Origin of the sequence: Mesorhizobium sp. 8, from assembly GCF_006351905.1 — a bacterium.
Lineage (GTDB): Bacteria > Pseudomonadota > Alphaproteobacteria > Rhizobiales > Rhizobiaceae > Mesorhizobium > Mesorhizobium composti.
The window spans coordinates 3,789,073-3,809,311 of record NZ_CP040914.1 but is presented as its reverse complement, the minus strand read 5'-3'; the positions used below and the strand labels follow the sequence as shown (position 1 = coordinate 3,809,311).

The 20,239-nt window shown below is 65.1% G+C and carries 17 protein-coding genes; 12 read left to right on the top strand and 5 right to left on the bottom strand.

The window, feature by feature from the left end; all coding sequences use genetic code 11:
- Positions 1-113 precede the first annotated feature (113 nt).
- Together FGU64_RS18460 and FGU64_RS18455 are read right to left on the bottom strand one after the other, a co-directional pair.
- The gene (locus FGU64_RS18460; RefSeq protein ID WP_139955442.1) at positions 114-1,025 is read right to left on the bottom strand and encodes a LysR family transcriptional regulator; all 912 of its coding nucleotides are present in this window, start codon (positions 1,023-1,025) and stop codon (positions 114-116) included.
- A gap of 44 nt (positions 1,026-1,069) precedes the next feature.
- Positions 1,070-1,609, bottom strand: a complete 540-nt coding sequence (locus tag FGU64_RS18455) for a TetR/AcrR family transcriptional regulator (RefSeq protein WP_136360261.1) — start codon at positions 1,607-1,609, stop codon at positions 1,070-1,072.
- Between the two features lie 159 nt (positions 1,610-1,768).
- Here FGU64_RS18455 and FGU64_RS18450 point away from each other — a divergent pair, with 159 nt between their 5' ends.
- Together FGU64_RS18450 and FGU64_RS18445 are read left to right on the top strand one after the other, a co-directional pair.
- Positions 1,769-2,974, top strand: coding sequence for an efflux RND transporter periplasmic adaptor subunit (locus FGU64_RS18450; protein ID WP_136360241.1), 1,206 nt, complete (start codon positions 1,769-1,771; stop codon positions 2,972-2,974).
- Positions 2,971-6,057, top strand: a complete 3,087-nt coding sequence (locus FGU64_RS18445; protein WP_139954493.1) for an efflux RND transporter permease subunit — start codon at positions 2,971-2,973, stop codon at positions 6,055-6,057. Before FGU64_RS18450 ends, FGU64_RS18445 begins: the two co-directional genes overlap by 4 nt.
- Positions 6,058-6,124: 67 nt before the next feature.
- Here FGU64_RS18445 and FGU64_RS18440 read toward each other — a convergent pair whose 3' ends face one another.
- Positions 6,125-6,598, bottom strand: a complete 474-nt coding sequence (locus FGU64_RS18440; protein WP_136360239.1) for a VOC family protein — start codon at positions 6,596-6,598, stop codon at positions 6,125-6,127.
- 223 nt (positions 6,599-6,821) lie between these two features.
- On the opposite strand from FGU64_RS18440, the gene ilvD reads away from it, so the two are divergent.
- The 4 genes from ilvD (at position 6,822) to FGU64_RS18420 (ending at position 11,817) form a co-directional block, all read left to right on the top strand.
- A complete protein-coding gene (gene ilvD, locus FGU64_RS18435) occupies positions 6,822-8,657 on the top strand; it encodes a dihydroxy-acid dehydratase (RefSeq protein ID WP_139954492.1) in 1,836 nt (611 codons plus the stop codon).
- A gap of 233 nt (positions 8,658-8,890) precedes the next feature.
- On the top strand, positions 8,891-10,186 hold the full coding sequence (locus FGU64_RS18430; RefSeq protein WP_139954491.1) for an amidohydrolase family protein: 1,296 nt from the start codon (positions 8,891-8,893) through the stop codon (positions 10,184-10,186).
- Positions 10,187-10,285: 99 nt separating this feature from the next.
- Entirely contained in the window at positions 10,286-11,203 is a 918-nt protein-coding gene (locus FGU64_RS18425) for a DMT family transporter (RefSeq protein ID WP_139954490.1), read from the top strand.
- A gap of 44 nt (positions 11,204-11,247) precedes the next feature.
- Positions 11,248-11,817, top strand: a complete 570-nt coding sequence (locus FGU64_RS18420) for a DNA-3-methyladenine glycosylase (RefSeq protein ID WP_139954489.1) — start codon at positions 11,248-11,250, stop codon at positions 11,815-11,817.
- Here the strand turns inward: FGU64_RS18420 and ppk2 are convergent.
- Entirely contained in the window at positions 11,807-12,703 is an 897-nt protein-coding gene (gene ppk2 / locus FGU64_RS18415; protein ID WP_139954488.1) for a polyphosphate kinase 2, read from the bottom strand. The genes FGU64_RS18420 and ppk2 overlap by 11 nt on opposite strands.
- Positions 12,704-12,810: 107 nt before the next feature.
- On the opposite strand from ppk2, the gene FGU64_RS18410 reads away from it, so the two are divergent.
- The 3 genes from FGU64_RS18410 (at position 12,811) to FGU64_RS18400 (ending at position 15,994) form a co-directional block, all read left to right on the top strand.
- A complete protein-coding gene (locus FGU64_RS18410) occupies positions 12,811-14,046 on the top strand; it encodes an ATP-binding protein (RefSeq protein ID WP_139954487.1) in 1,236 nt (411 codons plus the stop codon).
- 115 nt (positions 14,047-14,161) lie between these two features.
- Entirely contained in the window at positions 14,162-14,887 is a 726-nt protein-coding gene (phoU, locus tag FGU64_RS18405) for a phosphate signaling complex protein PhoU (RefSeq protein WP_136360260.1), read from the top strand.
- Positions 14,888-14,986: 99 nt separating this feature from the next.
- Entirely contained in the window at positions 14,987-15,994 is a 1,008-nt protein-coding gene (locus tag FGU64_RS18400; RefSeq protein ID WP_139954486.1) for a magnesium and cobalt transport protein CorA, read from the top strand.
- 113 nt (positions 15,995-16,107) lie between these two features.
- On the opposite strand, the gene FGU64_RS18395 is transcribed toward FGU64_RS18400, so the two are convergent.
- On the bottom strand, positions 16,108-16,626 hold the full coding sequence (locus FGU64_RS18395; RefSeq protein ID WP_139954485.1) for a GcrA family cell cycle regulator: 519 nt from the start codon (positions 16,624-16,626) through the stop codon (positions 16,108-16,110).
- 348 nt (positions 16,627-16,974) lie between these two features.
- On the opposite strand from FGU64_RS18395, the gene FGU64_RS18390 reads away from it, so the two are divergent.
- The 3 genes from FGU64_RS18390 (at position 16,975) to FGU64_RS18380 (ending at position 20,212) form a co-directional block, all read left to right on the top strand.
- The gene (locus tag FGU64_RS18390; protein ID WP_139954484.1) at positions 16,975-18,171 is read left to right on the top strand and encodes an aspartate aminotransferase family protein; all 1,197 of its coding nucleotides are present in this window, start codon (positions 16,975-16,977) and stop codon (positions 18,169-18,171) included.
- A 13-nt stretch (positions 18,172-18,184) separates the two neighbouring features.
- Positions 18,185-19,096: an ornithine carbamoyltransferase gene (gene argF, locus FGU64_RS18385; RefSeq protein ID WP_139954483.1), complete on the top strand. Its 912-nt coding sequence runs from the start codon at positions 18,185-18,187 to the stop codon at positions 19,094-19,096.
- Positions 19,097-19,210: 114 nt separating this feature from the next.
- Positions 19,211-20,212 (top strand): Hsp33 family molecular chaperone, encoded by a 1,002-nt coding sequence (locus FGU64_RS18380; RefSeq protein WP_139954482.1) that lies wholly within the window; start codon positions 19,211-19,213, stop codon positions 20,210-20,212.
- The last annotated feature ends 27 nt before the right edge of the window (positions 20,213-20,239 follow it).

Here is a 20,239-nt window from a genome sequence, read left to right as displayed (position 1 = left end):
GGGCCACACTCCAGCGGCGGCTTTGATCCCTTGGAGAGAAGGTGTCGCGAAAATCCCGGTTTCGCAAATTCATTTATCAGAACGCCGATATCGGTTTTACCGATAGGTATCGGTTATGGGCGCTGCCGCACCGTGCGCTGCGCTTGAGCAAGACCGATAAAGTCGCGCGCTGCCTGCGGCAGGCCGGAGCCGCGCCGCCAGACCATGCCGACCTGGACCACCGGCAACGAGCCGGACACGTCGCGCTGCTCGATGCGGTCACCTTCCAGCGACCACGGCCGGTAGACGAGGTCGGGCAGCAGCGCCACCCCGGCCCCCGTGGCGACGAGGCTGCGAACGGCCTCGACCGAACGGGTGCGGAAGGCGACGTTCGGTCTGGTGCCGATGGCTGCGAGCAGCTTGCCGGTGTTTTCCTCCGTCTCATCGACGGTAAGCATGATGAGCGGCTCGCCTGCGAGATCGCCGATGCCGATGATTTCCGTCGTCGTCAGCCGGTGGCTGAGCGGCAGCCACAGCCGGTAGGCCGACACCTCCAGGATCTCGGACTGCAAGGCCATGCGGTCGCGCAGGTTGGAGGTCACCATGACGGCGATGTCGAGCTTGCCTCCGACCAGCAGGTGCTCAAGGTAGTCGCCATTGTCCTCGATCGCCGAGACCTCGACGCCGGGATTGGCACGGCGGTAGCGGGCGAGAAGATCGGAGAGCACGTAGCCGGCGACCAGCGAGGTCACGCCGAGTTGCAGCCTGCCGCCGGTCGCCGCAGGCGCATCGAGGAAGGCACGGCGGGCGTCCGAAACGTCGGCCAGGATCTTGGTGGCATGGCGCAGGAACTGATGGCCCTTGTGGGTAATCGACAGGCCGCGCGGATGGCGCTCGAACAGTTCGACGCCAAGGTCGCCCTCCAATTCCTTGATCGCCTCCGTCACCGAGGACTGCGAGATCGACAGGTTCTGTGCCGCGCGCGACACCGTGCCCTGCTCGGCGACAGCGACGAAGAACTGGAGCTGGCGGATGGTGAAGGCCATGCACCGAATAAACACGGTGCGGGCGGCACTGGAAAGGGCTGCGATCAAGCCTTTTCGGCGATCTCCAGCAATGAAGACAGAAGCACGTCGCGTTCCTCGGGCGACAGGATATCGAAATCGAACAGATTCAGGCTGCGCAGGCCCTCAATGGCGAGATAGCACAGCAGAACAGCGCGCAGGTCGTTCGTCTCGCCCTTGAGACGCGCGAAGAGCTGGCGGTGGAATGCCTTCATCGGCGTCAGGAAATCCGGATCTTCGGCAATCGCGGAAAAAACCCACGAAGCCGAAGACGGTTCACTCTCCTGACATTCCCGGACAGAGCGCTTGACGAAGGCTTCGAGCAGGCTCTCGCCGCTAGCATGCGCCTCGGTCAGCGACTGTTCGAATTCGCCCAGGTAGCGCTCCACGAGCGCCTGCATGAGCTTGCCTTTGCTGGGAAAATTGTAGAGAAGTCCGCCCTTGGAGACGCCGGCACGACTGGCCACCGCCTCCAGGGAAACATTTCCCGGACCGGATACCCGCGCGACATCGGCCGCCGCAGCCAATATCTTCTCACGCGAGTTGGTTCTTCGGGAAGTCGCCATGCCCCCCCATATATTAGCCGCACCCCGGTTGACAAGACCGTCCGGACGGTACAGTAAGTGCCGCGATTCAAAACCGGCGTTTCACGCCGGTGCCTCCGTGCACGCAGCGAAGTCAGCGTGTACGGCCATCCATACCAAACGCCGCCCGAGGGACCGTCCGTGATCAAGCGCTTCATCATTGCCTTCATTCTGCTTGTCCTCATCGGCGGCGGCATCGTCGGCTTCAACCTGTTCCGCGACAAGGCGATCCAGCAGTATTTCGCCAACATGCCGGTGCCGTCGCTGACGGTCTCGACGGTAAAGGTCGAACCCACCACCTGGACGCCCGGCATCGAGGCGATCGGCACGGCCGCGGCCTCGCGCGGCGTCGACCTCACCGTGGAAACCACCGGCATCGTCAAGGAAATCCAGTTCAAGGCGAACGATCATGTGGAGCAGGGCCAGCTTCTGGTCCGGCTCGACGACGCGGTGGAGCAGGCGGACCTCGCGGCGGCCAAGACCCAGGCGGCCCTTGACCAGCAGGCCTTGGACCGTGCGCAGGCTCTGCGCAAGAGCGGAGCAGGCACCCAGGCCGCGCTCGATTCCGCCGAAGCGGCCGCATCGACCTCGAAGTCGCAGGTCGCCAAGCTGCAGGCGCTGGCCGAACAGAAGCTGCTCAAGGCGCCGTTCTCCGGCACCGCCGGCATTCCGCGCGTCGACGAGGGCCAGTACATCGCTCCCGGCGCGACGGTGGTGACGCTGCAGGACCTCGACACCATGCGCGTCGACTTCACCGTGCCCGAACAGCAGTTCGCCGCCCTCAAGATCGGCCAGCCGGTCTCCTTCGGCCTGACGCTCGACAAGCTGCCCTATCGCGGCGCCATCACCGGCATCGACCCCAAGATCGACCCGATCAGCCGGCTGGTTTCTGTACGCGCCGAAGTCACCAATTCCGACGGCAAGCTGAGCCCCGGCCAGTTCCTTCAGGTGCGCGTCGAGTTGCCGAAGGAGGATAACGTCATCGCGATCCCGCAAACGGCGCTGACGACCAGCCTCTACGGCGATTTCGTCTACACCGTCGTTCCCGCGCCGAAGACGGAGACGCCGCCGGCGGCCGAAAAGCCTGCGGAGGGCGCCAAGGCGGCGGACGCCTCGGCCGAAAAGCCGGCCGCGCCGAAGACGGAGGCCCCTGCCCTCGTCGCCAGGCAGATCTTCGTCAAGTCGGGCCGCCATTTCGGCGGGCTGGTCGAGATCACCGAGGGCGTCAAGGCCGATGACGAGGTGGTGACGGCGGGCCAGAACCGGCTCTCCAACGGCGCGCACGTCACGGTCGACAACACGCTTACGCCGGAACTGTCGAACGCCAAGCAGGGGACCGCACAATGAACGTCTCCGACCTCTTCATCCGCAGGCCGGTCCTTTCGACCGTGCTTGCTTGCATGATCCTGCTCCTGGGCTTCCAGGGCATTTCCAGCCTGTCGATCCGCCAGTATCCGAAGGTGGACGAGACGGCGATCACCATCACCACCGCCTATCCGGGCGCCAGCGCCGACCTGATCCAGGGCTTCATCTCGGCGCCGATCGCGCGCGCCGTCTCCTCGACAGAGAACATCGACTACGTCACCTCGGCCAGCCGGCCGTCGTCCAGCACGGTGACCGTGCAGATGAAGCTCGGCTCCAACCCGGACGTGGCGCTGACGGAGGTGATGTCCAAGGTGCAGGGCGTGCGCGGCGTGCTGCCGACGGAAGCCAAGGACCCGGTGATCGTCAAGGGCACCGGCCAGTCGTTCGCGATGATGTATATCTCCATGCAGAATCCGAACATGACGCCGGAGCAGCTCACCGAATACATCGAGCGCGTCATCCGTCCGCGCATGTCGACGGTTGAAGGCGTCTCCGACGTGCAGGTGTTCGGCGCCGCCGACTATTCCATGCGCGTGTGGATCGACCCGGTGAAGCTCGCCTCGCGCGATGTCACCGCCGCCGAAGTGCTTGCGGCCATCCAGGCGTCGAACTTCCTGTCGGCACCGGGCAAGACCGAGAACGAATACTACGTCTCGTCCATCACGGTGCGCTCCACCATCCAGACGCCGGAAGCCTTCGGCGAGCTGCCCCTGCGCACCAAGGATGGCAACGTGGTACGGCTGCGCGACGTGGCCACCATCGAGCTGGCCGCAGAAAGCACCGACACCCGCGTCTCCTTCAACGGCAAGCCCGGCACCTTCCTCGCCGTCTTCCCGACGCCGGCCGCCAATCCGCTGACGACCGCCGCCGCCATCCAGAAGCTGGTGCCGACGATCCAGGAAACGCTGCCGCAGGGCATGACGATCGAGGTCGTCTACGATTCCACCGAGCAGATCAGCGCCTCCATCGAGGAAGTCTTCAAGACGATCGGCGAGGCGGTCGCCATCGTCATCGTCGTCATCCTCTTGTTCCTCGGTTCCTTCCGCTCGGTGCTGATGCCCATCGTCACCATTCCGCTGTCGCTGATCGGCGTGTGTTTCCTGCTCTATACAGTTGGATACTCGATCAATCTTCTGTCGCTGCTCGCCATGGTTCTGGCGATCGGCCTGGTCGTCGACGACGCCATCGTGGTGGTGGAGAACATCCACCGCCACATGGAAGAAGACGGCATGTCGGCCATCCAGGCGGCCTTCAACGGCATGCGCGAAATCTCCTCGGCGATCGTGGCCATGACGCTGACGCTGGCGGCGGTGTTCGCGCCGCTGGCCTTCACCGGCGGGTTGACGGGCGCGCTGTTCCGCGAATTCGCCGTGACGCTGGCCGGCTCCGTCGTCCTGTCGGGCCTCATCGCCATCACGATCACGCCGATGATGTCGGCCCGCATCCTGAAGGCCGGCAACTACAGCCGTTTCCAGCGCATCGTCGACGGCACATTCGGCTATGTCGAGCACATTTACGAAAAGCTCGTCACCGGCTCGCTGAAGTACCGGCCGGTGACGCTGATGATCGTGCTGGTGCTCGTCGCCCTGACCGGCTTCATGTTCACCAAGACATCGAGCGAGCTGGCGCCGGAAGAAGACCAAGGCTTCCTGCTCTCGCTGGTGACGGCGCCGCGTTACGCGACGGCGGACTACACCGACCGCTATGTCACCCAGATCCGCGAGCTGACACAGGACATCCCCGAAACGCGGGCGCAGTTCTCGGCCGTCGCCTTCGGCGGCGACACCGGCCAGGCCTTCGTCGGCTTCGCCTTCAAGGATTGGGCCCAGCGTGTCCGCAGTTCCAAGGAACTGCAGGCCGACATCCAGAACCGGCTTGCCAAGGTGGCGGGCGTGCAGGCCTTCGTCTTCGCCCCGCCGACGCTGCCCGGCTCCGGCGGCGGCCTGCCGATCAGCATGGTCGTGCGGTCCACCGGTGAAGCCTCGCAGGTCTACGAGGCAGCCGAGCAGATCAAGAACAAGGCGCAGGCGACCGGCAAGTTCATCATCGTGCAGAACTCGATGGCCTACGACGCGCCGCAGGTGACGGTGACCATCGACCGCGACCGCGCGGCGGCGCTCGGCATTCCCATCGCTGATATCGGCCGCACGCTGACGCTGCTTGTCGGCGGCGCCGAGGTCGCGCAATTCGACCGCGACTCCAACAGCTATGACATCATCCCGCAGGTGCCCGAGGAGTTCCGCAACAATCCCGAGAAACTCGGCCAGTTCTTCGTGCGCTCGACGACCGGTGAAATGGTGCCGCTGTCGGCGGTGGTGAATATTTCCACCAACGCCTCGCCGGCGGCGATCGAACAGTTCAACCAGTTGAACTCGGCGACGATCTCGGCCCTGCCGCTGCCCGGCGTCACCACCGGCGACGGACTGGCGACGCTTGAGCAGATCGCCCATGAGACGCTGCCCGATACCTTCTTTGTCGACTATTCCGGCCAGTCCAGGCAGGAGAAGGAACAGGGCAACACCATCATGATCGCGTTCGCCGCGGCGGTGCTGGTCATCTACCTCGTGCTCGCCGCACAGTTCGAGAGCTTCCGCGATCCGCTCATCATCATGATGGCGGTGCCGCTGTCGATCTTCGGCGCCATCGTGCCGCTCAACCTCGGGCTCGGCACCTTGAACATCTACACGCAGGTCGGCCTCATCACGCTGATCGGCCTCATCACCAAGCACGGCATCCTGCTTGTGGAGTTCGCCAACCAGCAGCGCGAGATCCATGGCATGCGACGGCGCGACGCCATCATCGCTTCCGCCAAGGTGCGCCTGCGGCCTATCCTGATGACGACGGCAGCCATGGCGCTCGGCGTCGTGCCGCTGATCACCTCCAGCGGCGCGGGTGCGGCAGCGCGCTACTCGATGGGCCTTGTGATCTTCACCGGCATTCTCGTCGGCACGATGTTCACGCTGTTCGTGGTGCCGATGTTCTACACCTTCATCGCGTCGAAGGACCTGCCGCAGCATGCGGAGAAGCCCGACCCGGCGCTGATGCCGGCGACCGACTGGCTTTAGACCGATCGGCATTCAGAAAAAGGCGGCGGAGCGATCCGCCGCCTTCTTCCATTTCCGGTCAGGCTGGTCAGCCTTTTGCCGCCTCCTCGATCTTGGCGACGTCGATCTTGACCATCTTCATCATCGCCGCCATGGCGCGCCCGGCCTTGGCCTTGTCGGGATCGCCGAGCAACTTCGGCAGGATCCGCGGTACGATCTGCCAGGCGACGCCGTAGCGATCCTTCAGCCAGGAGCAGGCTATCCCCCGGCCGCGATCGCCGATCAGGCTGTCCCAGTAGTGATCGACCTCGGCCTGGTCCTCGCAATCGACAGACAGCGAGATGGAATTGTTGAACACGTCCTCAGAATTGCCGTTCAGTGCCTGGAATGACTGTCCGAACAACTCGAAATGAACCATGATGACGCTGCCAGCCGGGCCGGGCCCGCCTTCGCCGCTGCGTAACACGGTTCCCTTCTTCGCGTCGGGAAAGATCGAGACATAGAAGTCCACCGCCTCTTCGGCCTCATTACGGAACCACAGGCATGGGCTGATCTTCTGCATTGTTTTCTCCTCGGGTATCGGCCTCGGCTTCGACGCTTCGAGGACGGGCAGCACAAGGCCAATCCGACATCCCCGCTGAAAAAAGTATTCCGGCTGCCCTCCACCCAGCGACGCAGGTTCAATCTGGCGCAGCGCAAAACAATGGCAAGGCCGGCGCCCGGCGTATATAAGGCCAGCAGTTCCAGTGAAATTAGGCGCAAGGCGCAGCCGCAAGGACGATCCGATGCCAGCTTACCGTTCCCGTACCACCACCCACGGCCGCAACATGGCCGGCGCGCGCGGCCTTTGGCGCGCAACCGGCATGAAGGATTCGGATTTCGGCAAGCCGATCATCGCGGTGGTGAACTCCTTCACCCAGTTCGTACCCGGCCACGTCCACCTGAAGGACCTCGGCCAGCTTGTGGCGCGCGAGATCGAGAAGGCCGGCGGCGTCGCCAAGGAATTCAACACCATCGCGGTGGACGACGGCATCGCGATGGGCCATGACGGCATGCTCTATTCGCTGCCCTCGCGCGAGCTGATCGCAGACTCCGTCGAATACATGGTCAACGCTCACTGCGCCGACGCCATGGTCTGCATCTCGAACTGCGACAAGATCACCCCCGGCATGCTGATGGCGGCCATGCGCCTCAACATCCCCGCCGTCTTCGTTTCCGGCGGCCCGATGGAAGCCGGCAAGGTGGTATGGAAGGACAAGGTCACCGCCGTCGACCTGATCGACGCCATGGTGGCTGCTGCCGACGATTCCGTCTCCGACGAGGAGGTGACGGTGATGGAGCGCTCGGCCTGCCCGACCTGCGGCTCCTGCTCCGGCATGTTCACGGCGAACTCGATGAACTGCCTGACCGAGGCACTTGGCCTGTCCTTGCCGGGCAACGGCTCGACTCTCGCCACCCACGCCGACCGCAAGCGGCTGTTCGTCGAGGCCGGCCATCTCGTCGTCGATCTCTGCCAGCGCTACTACGAACAGGACGACGAGAGCGTTCTGCCGCGCAACGTCGCCTCCAAGCCGGCCTTTGAGAACGCCATGAGCCTCGATATCGCCATGGGCGGTTCGACCAACACGGTGCTGCACATTCTCGCCGCTGCTGTCGAAGGCGGCATTGACTTCACGCTTGCCGACATCGACCGCCTGTCGCGGCGCGTGCCGTGCCTGTCCAAGGTGGCGCCGGCCAAGGCCGACGTGCACATGGAGGACGTCCACCGCGCCGGCGGCATCTTCGCCATCCTCGGCCAGCTCGACAAAGCCGGCCTCATCAACCGCGACCAGCCGACGGTGCATACCGCCACGATCGGCCAGGCCATCGAGCATTGGGACGTTTCGCGCACCAACAGCCAGAAGGTGCGCGACTTCTACCTCGCCGCCCCCGGCGGCGTGCCGACGCAGGTCGCCTTCAGCCAGGAGCGGCGCTGGGACGAACTCGACCTCGATCGCGAAAAGGGCGTCATCCGCTCGGCCGAGCATCCCTTCTCCAAGGACGGCGGCCTCGCCGTTCTGAAGGGCAACATCGCGCTCGACGGCTGCATCGTGAAAACCGCCGGCGTCGACGAATCGATCCTGAAATTCTCCGGCCCGGCCGTGGTGTTCGAAAGCCAGGACGCGGCGGTGAAGGGCATCCTCGGCAACGCCGTGAAGGCCGGCGACGTGGTGGTCATCCGCTACGAGGGCCCGCGCGGCGGACCGGGCATGCAGGAGATGCTCTATCCGACCAGCTACCTGAAATCGAAGGGTCTGGGCAAGGCCTGCGCGCTCTTGACCGACGGGCGCTTTTCCGGCGGCACGTCGGGCCTCTCCATCGGCCACGCCTCGCCGGAAGCGGCCGAAGGCGGCGCCATCGGGCTGGTGCGCGACGGCGACCTGATCGAGATCGACATCCCGAACCGCACCATCAACCTCGCCGTATCGGAAGCCGAGCTTGCCGCTCGCCGCGTTGCGCAGGACAAGGCCGGCTGGAAGCCGGCCGAGAAGCGCAAGCGCAACGTCACCCAGGCATTGCGCGCCTACGCCGCCTTCGCCACCAGCGCCGACAAGGGCGCGGTGAGGAAAGTGCCGGAGTAAGCGTGAAGCCAGGCCTTGCGGGGCTCCCCAGCCAATTGGGTGCGTCCTTCGAGGCTCGCTTCGCTCGCACCTCGGGATGAGGACCGTTTGATGCCGAACCGAAGCCTTGTAGTGCCGGCTTAGGATATCTTGACATCCGAACAGCGCCCAACCGTCCTCATCCCGAGGTGCGAGCGAAGCGAGTCTTGAAAGACGCATCCTGAAAATATGAACCCAATCGACCGGGAAACGGCATGACTTTCGATCTCCTCATCCGCAACGGTACCCTGCCGGACGGCCGAAAGGCCGACATCGGCATTCGCGGTGAGGCCATCGCGGCGATCGAGCCGAAGATCGAGGCCGAGGCCGGACGGGTGATCGACGCCACCGGCAATCTCGTCTCGCCGCCCTTCGTCGATCCGCATTTCCATATGGATGCGACGCTCTCCTACGGCATTCCACGCATCAACGCCTCGGGCACGCTGCTGGAAGGCATCGCGCTGTGGGGGGAGTTGAAGAAGGTGATGACCTTCGAGGAGGTGCGCGACCGGGCGCTCGCCTATTGCGACTGGGCCGTTTCGATGGGCCTGCTCGCCATCCGCTCGCACGTCGACACCTGCGACGACCGGCTGCTCGGCGTCGAGGCCCTGCTGGAGGTGAAGAAGACCGTCGCGCCGTATATCGACCTGCAACTGGTCGCCTTCCCGCAGGACGGTTTCTACCGCTCGCCGACGGCGCGCGAAAACACAATCCGCGCGCTCGACATGGGCGTCGACGTGGTCGGCGGCATCCCGCATTTCGAGCGCACCATGGAAGACGGCCGGCGCTCGGTCACGGAGCTTTGCGAAATCGCCGCCGAGCGCGGTCTGACGGTCGACATGCATTGCGACGAGACGGACGATCCGCTGTCGCGCCATATCGAGCAGCTCGCCTACGAATCCCAGCGCCTCGGCCTGCAAGGCCGGGTGGCCGGCTCGCATCTCACCTCCATGCATTCGATGGACAATTACTACGTCTCGAAGCTGTTGCCGCTGATCGCGGAAGCGCAAGTTTCGGCCATTCCCAATCCGCTCATCAACATCATGCTGCAAGGCCGCCACGACACCTTCCCGAAGCGGCGCGGGCTGACGCGGGTCAAGGAGATGCAGGCGCTCGGCATCCGCGTCGGCTGGGGGCAGGATTGCGTGCTCGACCCGTGGTATTCGCTCGGCACCGCCGACATGCTCGACGTCGCCTTCATGGGCCTGCATGTGGCGCAGATGTCGTCGCCTGCCGACATGGCGAAGTGCTTCGACATGGTGACGACCGTCAATACCTCGATCATGGGCCTCGACCATCTTGGGCTGGCTGTCGGCAAGCGTGCCAGCCTCGTCGTGCTCGACGCCGGCGACGCCATCGAGGCGGTGCGGCTGCGGCCGGAACGGCTCGCCGTCATCGCGCGCGGCAAAGTGGTTGCCGAGCGCACGCAGCAGGACACGCGGCTGTCGATCGCCGGCCGGCCGAAGACGGTGAACCGGAGACATCGGACCGAGGCCTTCCCTCCACCTTGAGGGGAGGGATCGCTGCGCCAACCGATTTCCCTCGCCAGCCGCAACCGGCCGGGCTAAAGGCGGACGAATCCGAGCCAAGTCGGAGGGATTTTGCCGACCATGGCGACCATTGCAGCAAAACTGACCACGAAGAACCTGTTGCTCGCCGGCATCCTGTTGATGTTGGCCGGCGATTTCATGTTCGCCCTCAACGACGCCATGGGCAAATGGCTGGTGGCGTCCTTCTCGGTCGGCCAGGTGGTGGCGATCCGCTCGGTCGGCGCCTTCCTGGTGCTCGGCCCGATGATGGCGCGGCAGGGCGCAGGCAAGCTTTTCAACATCGAACGGCCGCTGCTGCAGGTGCTGCGCGTCGTCGCAACCACCGCCGACACCGGCTGTTTCTATGCAGCGGTCGTCTACCTGCCGCTGGCCGACGTGATGAGCTTCTACATGGCCGGCCCGATCTACGTCGCGGCACTGTCGCATTTCCTGCTCGGCGAAAAGGTCGGCTGGCGGCGCACCATTGCCATCCTGATCGGCTTCTGTGGTGTGCTGATCATCCTGAAGCCTTCTTCCGCCGCCTTCTCGCTGGCATCGCTCTTCGCGCTGGTCGGATCGATCGCCTTCGCCTTCACCATCATCCTCGGACGGCTGCTGCGCGGCACCAGCGACACGACGCTGGTGACATGGCAGACGGTCGGCATGCTCGTGGTCGGTGCCGCGCTCGCCATCGGCAACTGGGCCACGCCAAGTGCCTTCGACCTCGGCGCCATGCTCCTGCTCGGCGTCGTATCGTGCATCGCCCATCTCCTCATCACGCGCGCGCTGAAACTGGCGCCGGCCTCGACGCTGGCGCCGCTGCAATACACGCTGCTGTTGTGGGCCGTGGTGTTCGGCTTCGTCTTCTTCAGCGACGTGCCCGGCCCCCGTACGCTGATCGGCGCGGCCATCGTCGTCGTCGCCGGCCTGTTCATCTTCCATCGCCAGAAGGTGGTCGATACGGTGCCGCCGGAGGTGGTGCCGAAGGGCGTGAACTAAGCGATCTGCCGCGCTGTGGGCGGCCCGCCATATAGCGAATCCGAATGACAGCGACGTTCGAAACCTTCTTCACCAAACCCGCCAGCATCGTCGCCAGGGACCTGATCGGTGCGCGGCTTGCCGTGGACGGTGTCGGCGGCATCATCGTCGAGACGGAAGCCTATGAGCGCGACGATCCGGCCTCGCACAGCTACAACGGCGAGACGAAGCGCAACGGCGCCATGTTCGGCGCGGCCGCGCACGTCTATGTCTACCGCTCCTACGGTATCCACTGGTGCCTGAATTTCGTCTGCCTGCCGGGCTGCGCCGTGCTCATCCGCGCCATCGAGCCGCAAGCGGACCTTGAGGCGATGCAGGCGCGGCGACAGAGCGTCCAGCCGAGGCTCCTCTGTTCGGGACCGGGCCGGCTCTGCCAGGCGCTCGGCGTCGACATTTCGCTGAACGGCGCAGCCCTCGACCGGCCGCCCTTCTCACTCGAATTGCCGGCGGACCCGATGCCGGTGGCGACCGGCCCGCGCATCGGCATCACCCGGGCCGTCGACAAGCCGTGGCGCTTCGGCCTCGCGGGATCGTCCTTCGTCAGTCGCCGCTTCCGGGAAACGATCAACCGCTGAGTTTCGACGGCCCTTCGCCGATGATCTTCTTGTCTTCCTTGCCGATGGCATCGAGGTCGCGGCCGTCATAGGGCAGCGACAGAAGCAGCCGCCGGATGGCCGCGAGCCGGGCGCGACGCTTGTCGTTGGCGCGGATGACGATCCACGGCGCCTCCTTGGTGTGAGTGCGCTTGACCATCTCGTCGCGAGCCCTGGTGTATGCGTCCCACTTGGTGATGCCGGCGATGTCGATGGGCGAGAACTTCCAGCTCTTGAGCAGGCTGTGGCGGCGGTCGTGGAAACGGTCGAGCTGTGTTTCGCGGCCGATGTCCAGCCAGAACTTGAAGAAATGGATGCCGTCGTTGCGGATCATGCGCTCGAAATGCGGCGCCTCGTGCAGGAAGCGCTCGTGCTGCTCGGGCGTGCAGAAACCCATCACCGGCTCGACACCGGCACGGTTGTACCAGGAACGGTCGAAGCTGACGAATTCGCCGGAAGTCGGGAAATGCCGGACGTAGCGCTGGAAATACCATTGCCCTAGCTCCGGCTCGGTCGGCTTGGGCAGCGCTACGTTGCGGGCCGTGCGCGGGTTCATGTACTGGTGGATGGCGAAGATGGTGCCGCCCTTGCCGGCGGCGTCGCGCCCCTCGAACAGGGCGATCACCCGTTGGCCGGTCTTCTGCAGCCAGGCCTGCGCCTTGACCAGTTCGATCTGCAGCCGTTCCAGCGTCTCGTCGTAATCCTTGCCCTTCATCTTCTTGTCGTAGGGGTAGCCGCCGGTCGTCAGCTTGTGGTTTTCGATCCAGTCGGGCAGCACCGGATCGTCGATGTCGAAGATGCGCTCCTTGCCCCCGATCTCGATCTTCAGCGGCCCGGTGCGCTCGGGCTGTGCATCGGTCTTTTTCATGCAGGCAGAACCTTTTTCGTCATCGTCTTCATGCTATGGGGGGGCCTGCCGGCGGTCCAGCGGGAAGTTATGTCCGCCGGCACGTTCGGCGCGGCAGGAAGAACGCAATGATCGAGGCGCTCTGGCGAAAACTGTGGCGGCATCGCCGATTGCTGACGGCCGGCATCGTCGCGATCCTGGTCGCCCATGCGCTGGCCGGCTCCTCGCTCGTGGTGCCGGTGGGCCTCAGCCTCCTGCTCGTCGCGTCCGTCCTGGTGGTCGGCGATGGCGAGAACCAGAACGGCGAAGGCGCGGGCGCCGCCATGGCCGACGACCTGCAAAGGTTGCCGGCGGAGCATCTGGCGCAGGCCGTCACCGATCCGCTCATCCTGTTCGACCGCACGGCGACCGTGGTGCATGCCAATGCCGCCGCCATCGCGGCTTTCGGCAGCCTGGCGCCGGGGCTCTCGCTGCCGCTCAAGTTCCGCGCGCCCGAAATGCAGGTGCTGCTGGACAACGTGCTTTCCGGCAGCGTCGGCGCCGATAGCATCGATTACGCGGAAAAGCTGCCGGTGGAGCGGCTCTACCGTGTCAGCGCCTCGACCGTCGGCCATGGCAGCGGCCTCTACGTGCTGATCTTCAAGGACCAGAGCGAGGCGCGCCGCATCGACCGCATGCGGGCCGATTTCATCGCCAATGCCAGCCACGAATTGCGCACGCCGCTGGCCTCCATCTCAGGCTTCATCGAGACCTTGCGCGGCCCCGCCCGCAACGACGCGGCGGCGCGCGACAAGTTCCTGCAGATCATGCAGAATCAGACCGAGCGTATGGCGCGGCTGATCGACGACCTCCTGTCGCTGTCGCGGCTGGAGATGAAGCCGTATCTCAGACCGGGCAGCAGGGTCGACCTCACCGGTACGCTCAAGGCCGTCATCGATACGCTCACGCCGCTGGCGAAGGACAACGGCGTCGTCATCGAACGCGAATTCGCCGACGAGCCGACGGAAATTCCAGGCGACCGCGACGAGCTTTTCCAGGTGTTCGAGAACCTTGTCGAAAACGCCTGCAAATACGGCCAGTCGGGCGGCCGGGTGGTGGTCTCGGTCAAGCCCGGCCATGACGGGCCGGAGCCGACCGTCGACGTGACGGTGCGCGACTTCGGACCGGGCATCGCGGAAGAACACATCCCGCGCGTCACCGAACGCTTCTACCGCATCGATGCCGAGAGCAGCCGGGCGCAGAAAGGCACCGGGCTCGGCCTTGCCATCGTCAAGCACATACTGACGCGCCATCACGGGCGCCTGTCCATCGCCTCGGAGCCCGGCGAAGGCGCCGCCTTCACGGTTCATTTGCCGGCGAACTAGAATAATAATCCGTCACGCGCTATGTCTGAGCGAACGGTTTCGTCTTCCTGTCATGTTGCCGGCGTAACAACCGGCAAACTGGAAATCGCGAATCGACCGGAAAGGCGTCATGCCCATGCAGACCATGCACATCGTCAGCGCCTATGACGAGGAATTGGCCTATCTGGCCAGGCGCATCGCGGCCATGGGCGGCCATGCCGAGCGCATGGTGGAGCAATCCATCGCCGCCCTCGTCAATGCCGATGCCGGGCTGGCGCAGAAGGTGATCGCCGACGACGCGGTGCTGGACGACGGCCAGCGCGAGATCGACGACAAGGCGATCGTCGTCATCGCGCGCCGCCAGCCGATGGCAACAGACCTGCGCGAGATCATCGGCGCTATCCGCATCTCGGCCGACCTCGAGCGGGTCGGCGATCTCGCCAAGAACGTCGCAAAGCGCGTAGTCGCCGTCACCGAGGCGCGGCAGCCGACCAGCCTGTTCCGCGGCATCGAGGCGCTGGCCGAGCTGGCGCTGACGCAACTCAAGGATGTGCTGGACATCTACGCCACCCGCGCCGTCGATCGCATCGGCTTCGTGCGCGACCGCGACGACCAGATCGACGCCATGTACACCTCGCTGTTCCGCGAACTTCTCACCTACATGATGGAAGACCCGCGCAACATCACGCCGTGCACGCATCTCTTGTTCTGCGCCAAGAACGTCGAACGCATCGGTGATCACGCCACCAACATCGCCGAGACGATCTACCATATCGCCACCGGCGAGCAGATGCCGGTGGAACGGCCGAAAGGCGACAAGACCGACCGCGTGACGGCGCCGGGAACCATCGCATCGAATTGAACGGCGAAGGCCCTCGAAGCGGCACCGCGATTGGGCTAGACTTCACGGCGTTCACGAACTCACTGCCGCGAGAGAGGACATCGTCCTCGGGAGGCCGCGATGGACCATGTGGGTGAGCTCAAGCCGGCGCCGCCGACGGCGGGCGTGATCGCCTGCAGTGTCTATGCCTCGGGCAAGCGGGTGGCCGACATTTCCATCGAGGAAGCAGGCACATGGGCAGGCAAGGACGGCCATGTCGTGTGGATCGGCCTGCTCGAACCCAGTGCCGATCTGCTCGCCCGCGTGCAGGCGCAGTTCAACCTGCACGATCTCGCCATCGAGGATGCCGAGCACCCGCACCAGCGGCCGAAACTGGAGCAGTACGGCGATGCGCTGTTCATCGTGGCGCGCACGGCGCAACTGATCGACGGCCGCGTCACCTTCGGCGAGACGCACCTGTTCGTCGGCAAGGGCTACATCGTCAGCGTCCGCCACGGGCCGTCGACCTCCTACACGGTGGTGCGCCAGCATTGGGAATCCTGCCCGCATGCGCTCGCCAAGGGCGAGGACTTCGTGCTCTACGCCATCCTCGATTTCATCGTCGACAACTACATGCCGGTGCTGGAGCAGATCGAGACGGAGGTCGAAGAAATCGAGGACCAGGTGCTGGTCAAGCCGATGGACACGCGCGACATCGAGCGGCTCTACATGCTCAGGCGCGACCTCTTACGCCTGCGTAACGCGGCCCTGCCGCTGGTCGAGGTCTGCCGCCGGCTGACGAGCGCCGAACTGCCGCAGATCCAGCCCGCAATGCACCCGATGTTCCGCGACGTGACCGACCATATCCGCACGGTGCAGGAAAAGATCGACTCGTTGCGCGAGGTGCTGGCCTTTGCCTTCGAAGCCAGCGTGCTGGTCGGCCAGAGCCAGGAAACGGCCGTCTCGAAGAAGCTCGCCTCATGGGCTGCCATCCTCGCCGTGCCGACCGCCTTCGCCGGCATCTACGGCATGAACTTTTCCGACATGCCGGAACTGAAGATGGAATACGGCTATCCGGCGGTGCTGACGGTGATCGCCGGCATCTGCCTGTTTTTGTACTGGCGGTTCAGGAAGAACGGGTGGCTGTAGGTTTATGGGAGTAAGGCAATAGGGCAGTAAGGGAATAGGGAAAACCGGAGAGGCGGCTCAGCCTCTTTTTCACCTATTGCCCTACTGCCTTACTCCCTTACTCCCCTAAATCCCTATCTCGCCCGCCGGCGCTCGGCCGCCGGCTGGAAGGCGATGCGCGAATGATAGGTGCAGTAGGGTCCGCTTTCGCCGGCATCGTTGCCGCAGAAGTGAAAATCCTCCGACAGCGGGTCGCCGTTCGGCCATTTGCAGGTGCGCTCGGTGAGCTGGACGAGCTGCAAGCGGCGCGAGATCGGCACCACCACGTCTTCCACCGGGCGCAGATACTGGCGGGCGACCGGCTCGGCTTCGAACTGCGTCTGCAGCGCGGTCGCGCCGATCGACGCCGTCACATGGCGCGGCGCGCTCGCGGCCCGGACCACCGACTTGGTGGCGGACGCGCCCTGCGAAGCCTTCTTGGTGCGGGTCGGCGCCGCCGCCGCGCGGCCGCGGCTCGACAGCTTGAGCCGGTGCACCTTGCCGATCACCGCGTTGCGGCTGACCCCGCCCAGTTGCGCCGCGATCTGGCTGGCGCTCAGGCCCTCCGACCACAGTTTGCGCAGAAGCTCGACGCGCTCGTCAGTCCAGTTCATGAGGCCGCTCCTTACGAACCGTACGGAATCGGAATCGTTCCCCGTTCCGGCAACTGCCGGACGGCACCACATATACGAGGTGATTAGATCCGCCGCACGAAATCTAGTTATTTCCTGCTCATAATTACCGTATGCGTTGACTCGGTGACAAGAGTCCCGACGGCAACACCGAATCGGTTTTTGCGGTTTTCCCCAACTTGCCGGATTGCTACAAGAAGCTTCCGTTGGAAGATTTCCGTCCGTGGCCCAACGACGGTATCGTTGACTTCACAGCGAAAAACCACGATAAACCGGGAAAGGCCGCCGCGTTGGCGGCTTTTTGATTTTCCGCTTCCGGAGAGACATATAATGAGCGGTTCGGCGCTTTACGAGACCTTTGCCCGTGCTCCCCTGGCCTTCGAGAAAGGCGAAGGTGCGTGGCTGGTTACGGAGCGAGGCGAGCGCTATCTCGATTTTGCCGCCGGCATCGCCGTCAACTCGCTCGGCCATGGCCATCCGCATCTGGTCGCGGCGCTCACCGAGCAGGCCGCCAAGCTGTGGCACGTCTCCAATCTCTACGAGATACCGGGCCAGCGGCGGCTGGGCGAACGGTTGGTCGACGCCACTTTCGCCGACAAAGTGTTCTTCACCAATTCCGGCGCCGAAGCGCTGGAATGCGCGATCAAGACGGCGCGCCGCTACCACTACGTCAACGGCCAGCCGGAGCGCTACCGCATCATCACCTTCGAAGGCGCCTTCCATGGCCGCACGCTGGCGACGATCGCCGCCGGTGGCCAGCAGAAATACCTCGAAGGCTACGGTCCCAAGGTAGAGGGTTTCGACCAGGTGCCGTTCGACGACCTCAGGGCCGCCGAAAAGGCGATCACCGCAGAGACCGCCGCGATCCTGCTCGAGCCGGTGCAGGGCGAAGGCGGCATCCGCGACTTCCCCATGCAGTCGCTCAAGCGCCTGCGCCAGCTCTGCGACGAGCGCGGCCTTTTGCTGATCTTCGACGAGGTACAGTGCGGCATCGGCCGTACCGGCAAGCTGTTCGCCCACGAGTGGGCGGGCGTCGAACCCGACCTGATGGCAATCGCCAAGGGCATCGGCGGCGGCTTTCCGATGGGTGCGTGCCTGGCCACCGACGAGGCGGCCAAGGGCATGACCGCCGGCGTGCACGGCACCACCTTCGGCGGCAATCCGCTCGCCATGGCGGTCGGCAACGCCGTGCTCGACGTCGTGCTGGAGCCGGGTTTCCTCGACGAGGTCAACCGCAAGGCGCTTCTGTTCAAGCAGGGGTTGGCTGCGGTCGCCGACGAGTATCCGCAGGTGATCGAAGGAATCCGCGGCACCGGCCTGATGCTCGGGCTGAAATGCACCATGCCCAACGGCAAGGTGAACATGGCACTGCGCGACCAGCATCTGCTTGCCGTGCCGGCCGGCGACAACGTCATCCGCCTGCTGCCGCCGCTCACCGTCACCGACGCCGAGATCCAGGATGCGCTCGCCCGCATCCGGGCGGCCGCCAAAGGCCTTGCGGAGGCGGCTTCGGCCGCCGCCGAGTAAGCCGGACGCCACCATGACGCTTCGCCACTTCACCGACCTTTCAACCGTTTCCGAAACCGACCTGCGTTCGATCCTGACCGACGCCTCGGCGCGCAAGGCCCGCCTCAAGGCCGGCGAACGCTCGCGCCCGCTCGACGGCAAGGTGCTGGCGATGATCTTCGACAAGCCCTCGACGCGCACGCGCGTGTCGTTCGACGTCGGCATGCGCCAGCTCGGTGGCGAGACGATCATGCTGACCGGCACCGAAATGCAGCTCGGCCGCTCCGAGACGATCGCCGACACAGCCAAGGTGCTGTCGCGCTACGTCGACGCGATCATGATCCGCACGACGTCGCACGACCGGCTGGCCGAACTGACCGAGAACGCCACGATTCCTGTCATCAACGGGCTGACGGACGACACGCATCCCTGCCAGCTCATGGCCGACATCATGACCTTCGAAGAACATCGCGGGCCGGTCGCGGGCAAGACCTTCGCCTGGACCGGCGACGGCAACAACGTGCTGCATTCGCTGCTCGAAGCCTCGGCACGCTTCCGCTTCACCCTCAATGTAGCGGTGCCGCAGGGAAGCGAACCCGGCGAGAAGTTCGTCGACTGGTCGCGCGCCAACGGCGGGCTCATCGAATTCAAGAAGACGGCTGAGGAGGCCGTGCGGGGCGCCGACTGCGTCGTCACCGATACCTGGGTGTCGATGGGTGCCGAACACCGCGCGCGCGGCCACAACGTCTTCATGCCCTATCAGGTGAACGCGGCGTTGATGAAGCAGGCCAAGCCGGACGCGCTGTTCATGCACTGCCTGCCGGCGCATCGCGGCGAGGAAGTCACCGACGACGTCATCGACGGACCGCATTCCGTCGTCTTCGACGAGGCCGAGAACCGGCTGCATGCGCAGAAGGCGGTGCTCGCCTGGTGCCTTGGGGCGTAAGAGGACGCTTGAACGGCGTCAGGGTGATGCCTATCTCCGGCGCATCACCCAAAGTCTAGCGCCATTGGCGGCGTGCCATCGTGAGGGATGGCAGGGCCGGCCGGAGATCCTGTCATGTTGGAAGCAATCACCGTGAGTGAACACGAAACAAGGTTGGGCGAGTTCGACCACGCCGGCGACGACCACGTTGTGCCCTTCGAGGTCGGCCCGCTCGACGTGCGCGGCCGCGCCGTCCAGCTCGGCTCCGTCCTCGACGCCATACTGGCGCGGCACGCCTATCCCGAACCGGTCGCGCGGCTGCTGGCCGAGGCCTGCGTGCTCACCGTGCTGCTCGGCACGTCGCTGAAGTTCGAAGGCAAGTTCATCCTGCAGACCCGCACCGACGGGCCGATCGACATGCTGGTGGCGGATTTCTCCACCCCGGATGCACTGCGCGCCTACGCGCGTTTCGACGCCGACCGGCTGGCGGCGCTCGTTGCGGCCGGCGAGGTGTCCGACGCGACCCTGCTCGGCACCGGCGTGCTGGCGCTGACCATCGACCAGGGCCAGCACACGCAGCGCTATCAGGGCATCGTCCAGCTCGACGGCATCTCGCTGGAGGAAGCCGCGAGGATCTATTTCCGCCAGTCGGAGCAGATCCCGACAGACGTGCGCCTTGCCGTGGCCAAGCAAGTCTTGCCCGGCGGCCGCCAGCAATGGCGCGCCGGCGGCCTGTTGACGCAGTTCCTTCCCGAGGCGCCGGAGCGCATGCGCGTACCGGACCTGCCCGGCGGTGACGGCGACACGGCGGAAGCCGTGCACGATCCGGTCGACAACGCCTGGCAGGAAGCCACCGTGCTGGCAGGCACGGTCGAGCCGGCGGAACTGGTCGATCCGACCGTCGGCGCCGAGCGACTGCTCTACCGGCTGTTCCACGAGCACGGCGTGCGCGTCTTCGACGCGGTCGAGGTCGCCGACCGCTGCTCATGCTCGCGCGAGCGCATCCATGGCATCCTCGCCGGCTTCACGGCGCAAGAAATCCGCGACAGCACCGAGGACGGCAAGATCAACGTCGCCTGCGAATTCTGCTCGACCGCCTACGAGTTCGATCCCGGCGAGTTCGCGCAAGCGCAGTAAGCAGGAAGCGCGCCGGCGCCCTTTTGT

Excerpts from the sequence above, each read along its gene's own strand:
- FGU64_RS18460 (WP_139955442.1), bottom strand. The coding sequence starts at position 1,025 with ATGGCCTTCACCATCCGCCAGCTCCAGTTCTTCGTCGCTGTCGCCGAG.
- FGU64_RS18455 (WP_136360261.1), bottom strand. The coding sequence starts at position 1,609 with ATGGCGACTTCCCGAAGAACCAACTCGCGTGAGAAGATATTGGCTGCG.
- FGU64_RS18445 (WP_139954493.1), top strand. The coding sequence starts at position 2,971 with ATGAACGTCTCCGACCTCTTCATCCGCAGGCCGGTCCTTTCGACCGTG.
- FGU64_RS18440 (WP_136360239.1), bottom strand. The coding sequence starts at position 6,598 with ATGCAGAAGATCAGCCCATGCCTGTGGTTCCGTAATGAGGCCGAAGAG.
- ilvD (WP_139954492.1), top strand. The coding sequence starts at position 6,822 with ATGCCAGCTTACCGTTCCCGTACCACCACCCACGGCCGCAACATGGCC.
- FGU64_RS18430 (WP_139954491.1), top strand. The coding sequence starts at position 8,891 with ATGACTTTCGATCTCCTCATCCGCAACGGTACCCTGCCGGACGGCCGA.
- FGU64_RS18425 (WP_139954490.1), top strand. The coding sequence starts at position 10,286 with ATGGCGACCATTGCAGCAAAACTGACCACGAAGAACCTGTTGCTCGCC.
- FGU64_RS18420 (WP_139954489.1), top strand. The coding sequence starts at position 11,248 with ATGACAGCGACGTTCGAAACCTTCTTCACCAAACCCGCCAGCATCGTC.
- ppk2 (WP_139954488.1), bottom strand. The coding sequence starts at position 12,703 with ATGAAAAAGACCGATGCACAGCCCGAGCGCACCGGGCCGCTGAAGATC.
- FGU64_RS18410 (WP_139954487.1), top strand. The coding sequence starts at position 12,811 with ATGATCGAGGCGCTCTGGCGAAAACTGTGGCGGCATCGCCGATTGCTG.
- phoU (WP_136360260.1), top strand. The coding sequence starts at position 14,162 with ATGCAGACCATGCACATCGTCAGCGCCTATGACGAGGAATTGGCCTAT.
- FGU64_RS18400 (WP_139954486.1), top strand. The coding sequence starts at position 14,987 with ATGGACCATGTGGGTGAGCTCAAGCCGGCGCCGCCGACGGCGGGCGTG.
- FGU64_RS18395 (WP_139954485.1), bottom strand. The coding sequence starts at position 16,626 with ATGAACTGGACTGACGAGCGCGTCGAGCTTCTGCGCAAACTGTGGTCG.
- FGU64_RS18390 (WP_139954484.1), top strand. The coding sequence starts at position 16,975 with ATGAGCGGTTCGGCGCTTTACGAGACCTTTGCCCGTGCTCCCCTGGCC.
- argF (WP_139954483.1), top strand. The coding sequence starts at position 18,185 with ATGACGCTTCGCCACTTCACCGACCTTTCAACCGTTTCCGAAACCGAC.
- FGU64_RS18380 (WP_139954482.1), top strand. The coding sequence starts at position 19,211 with ATGTTGGAAGCAATCACCGTGAGTGAACACGAAACAAGGTTGGGCGAG.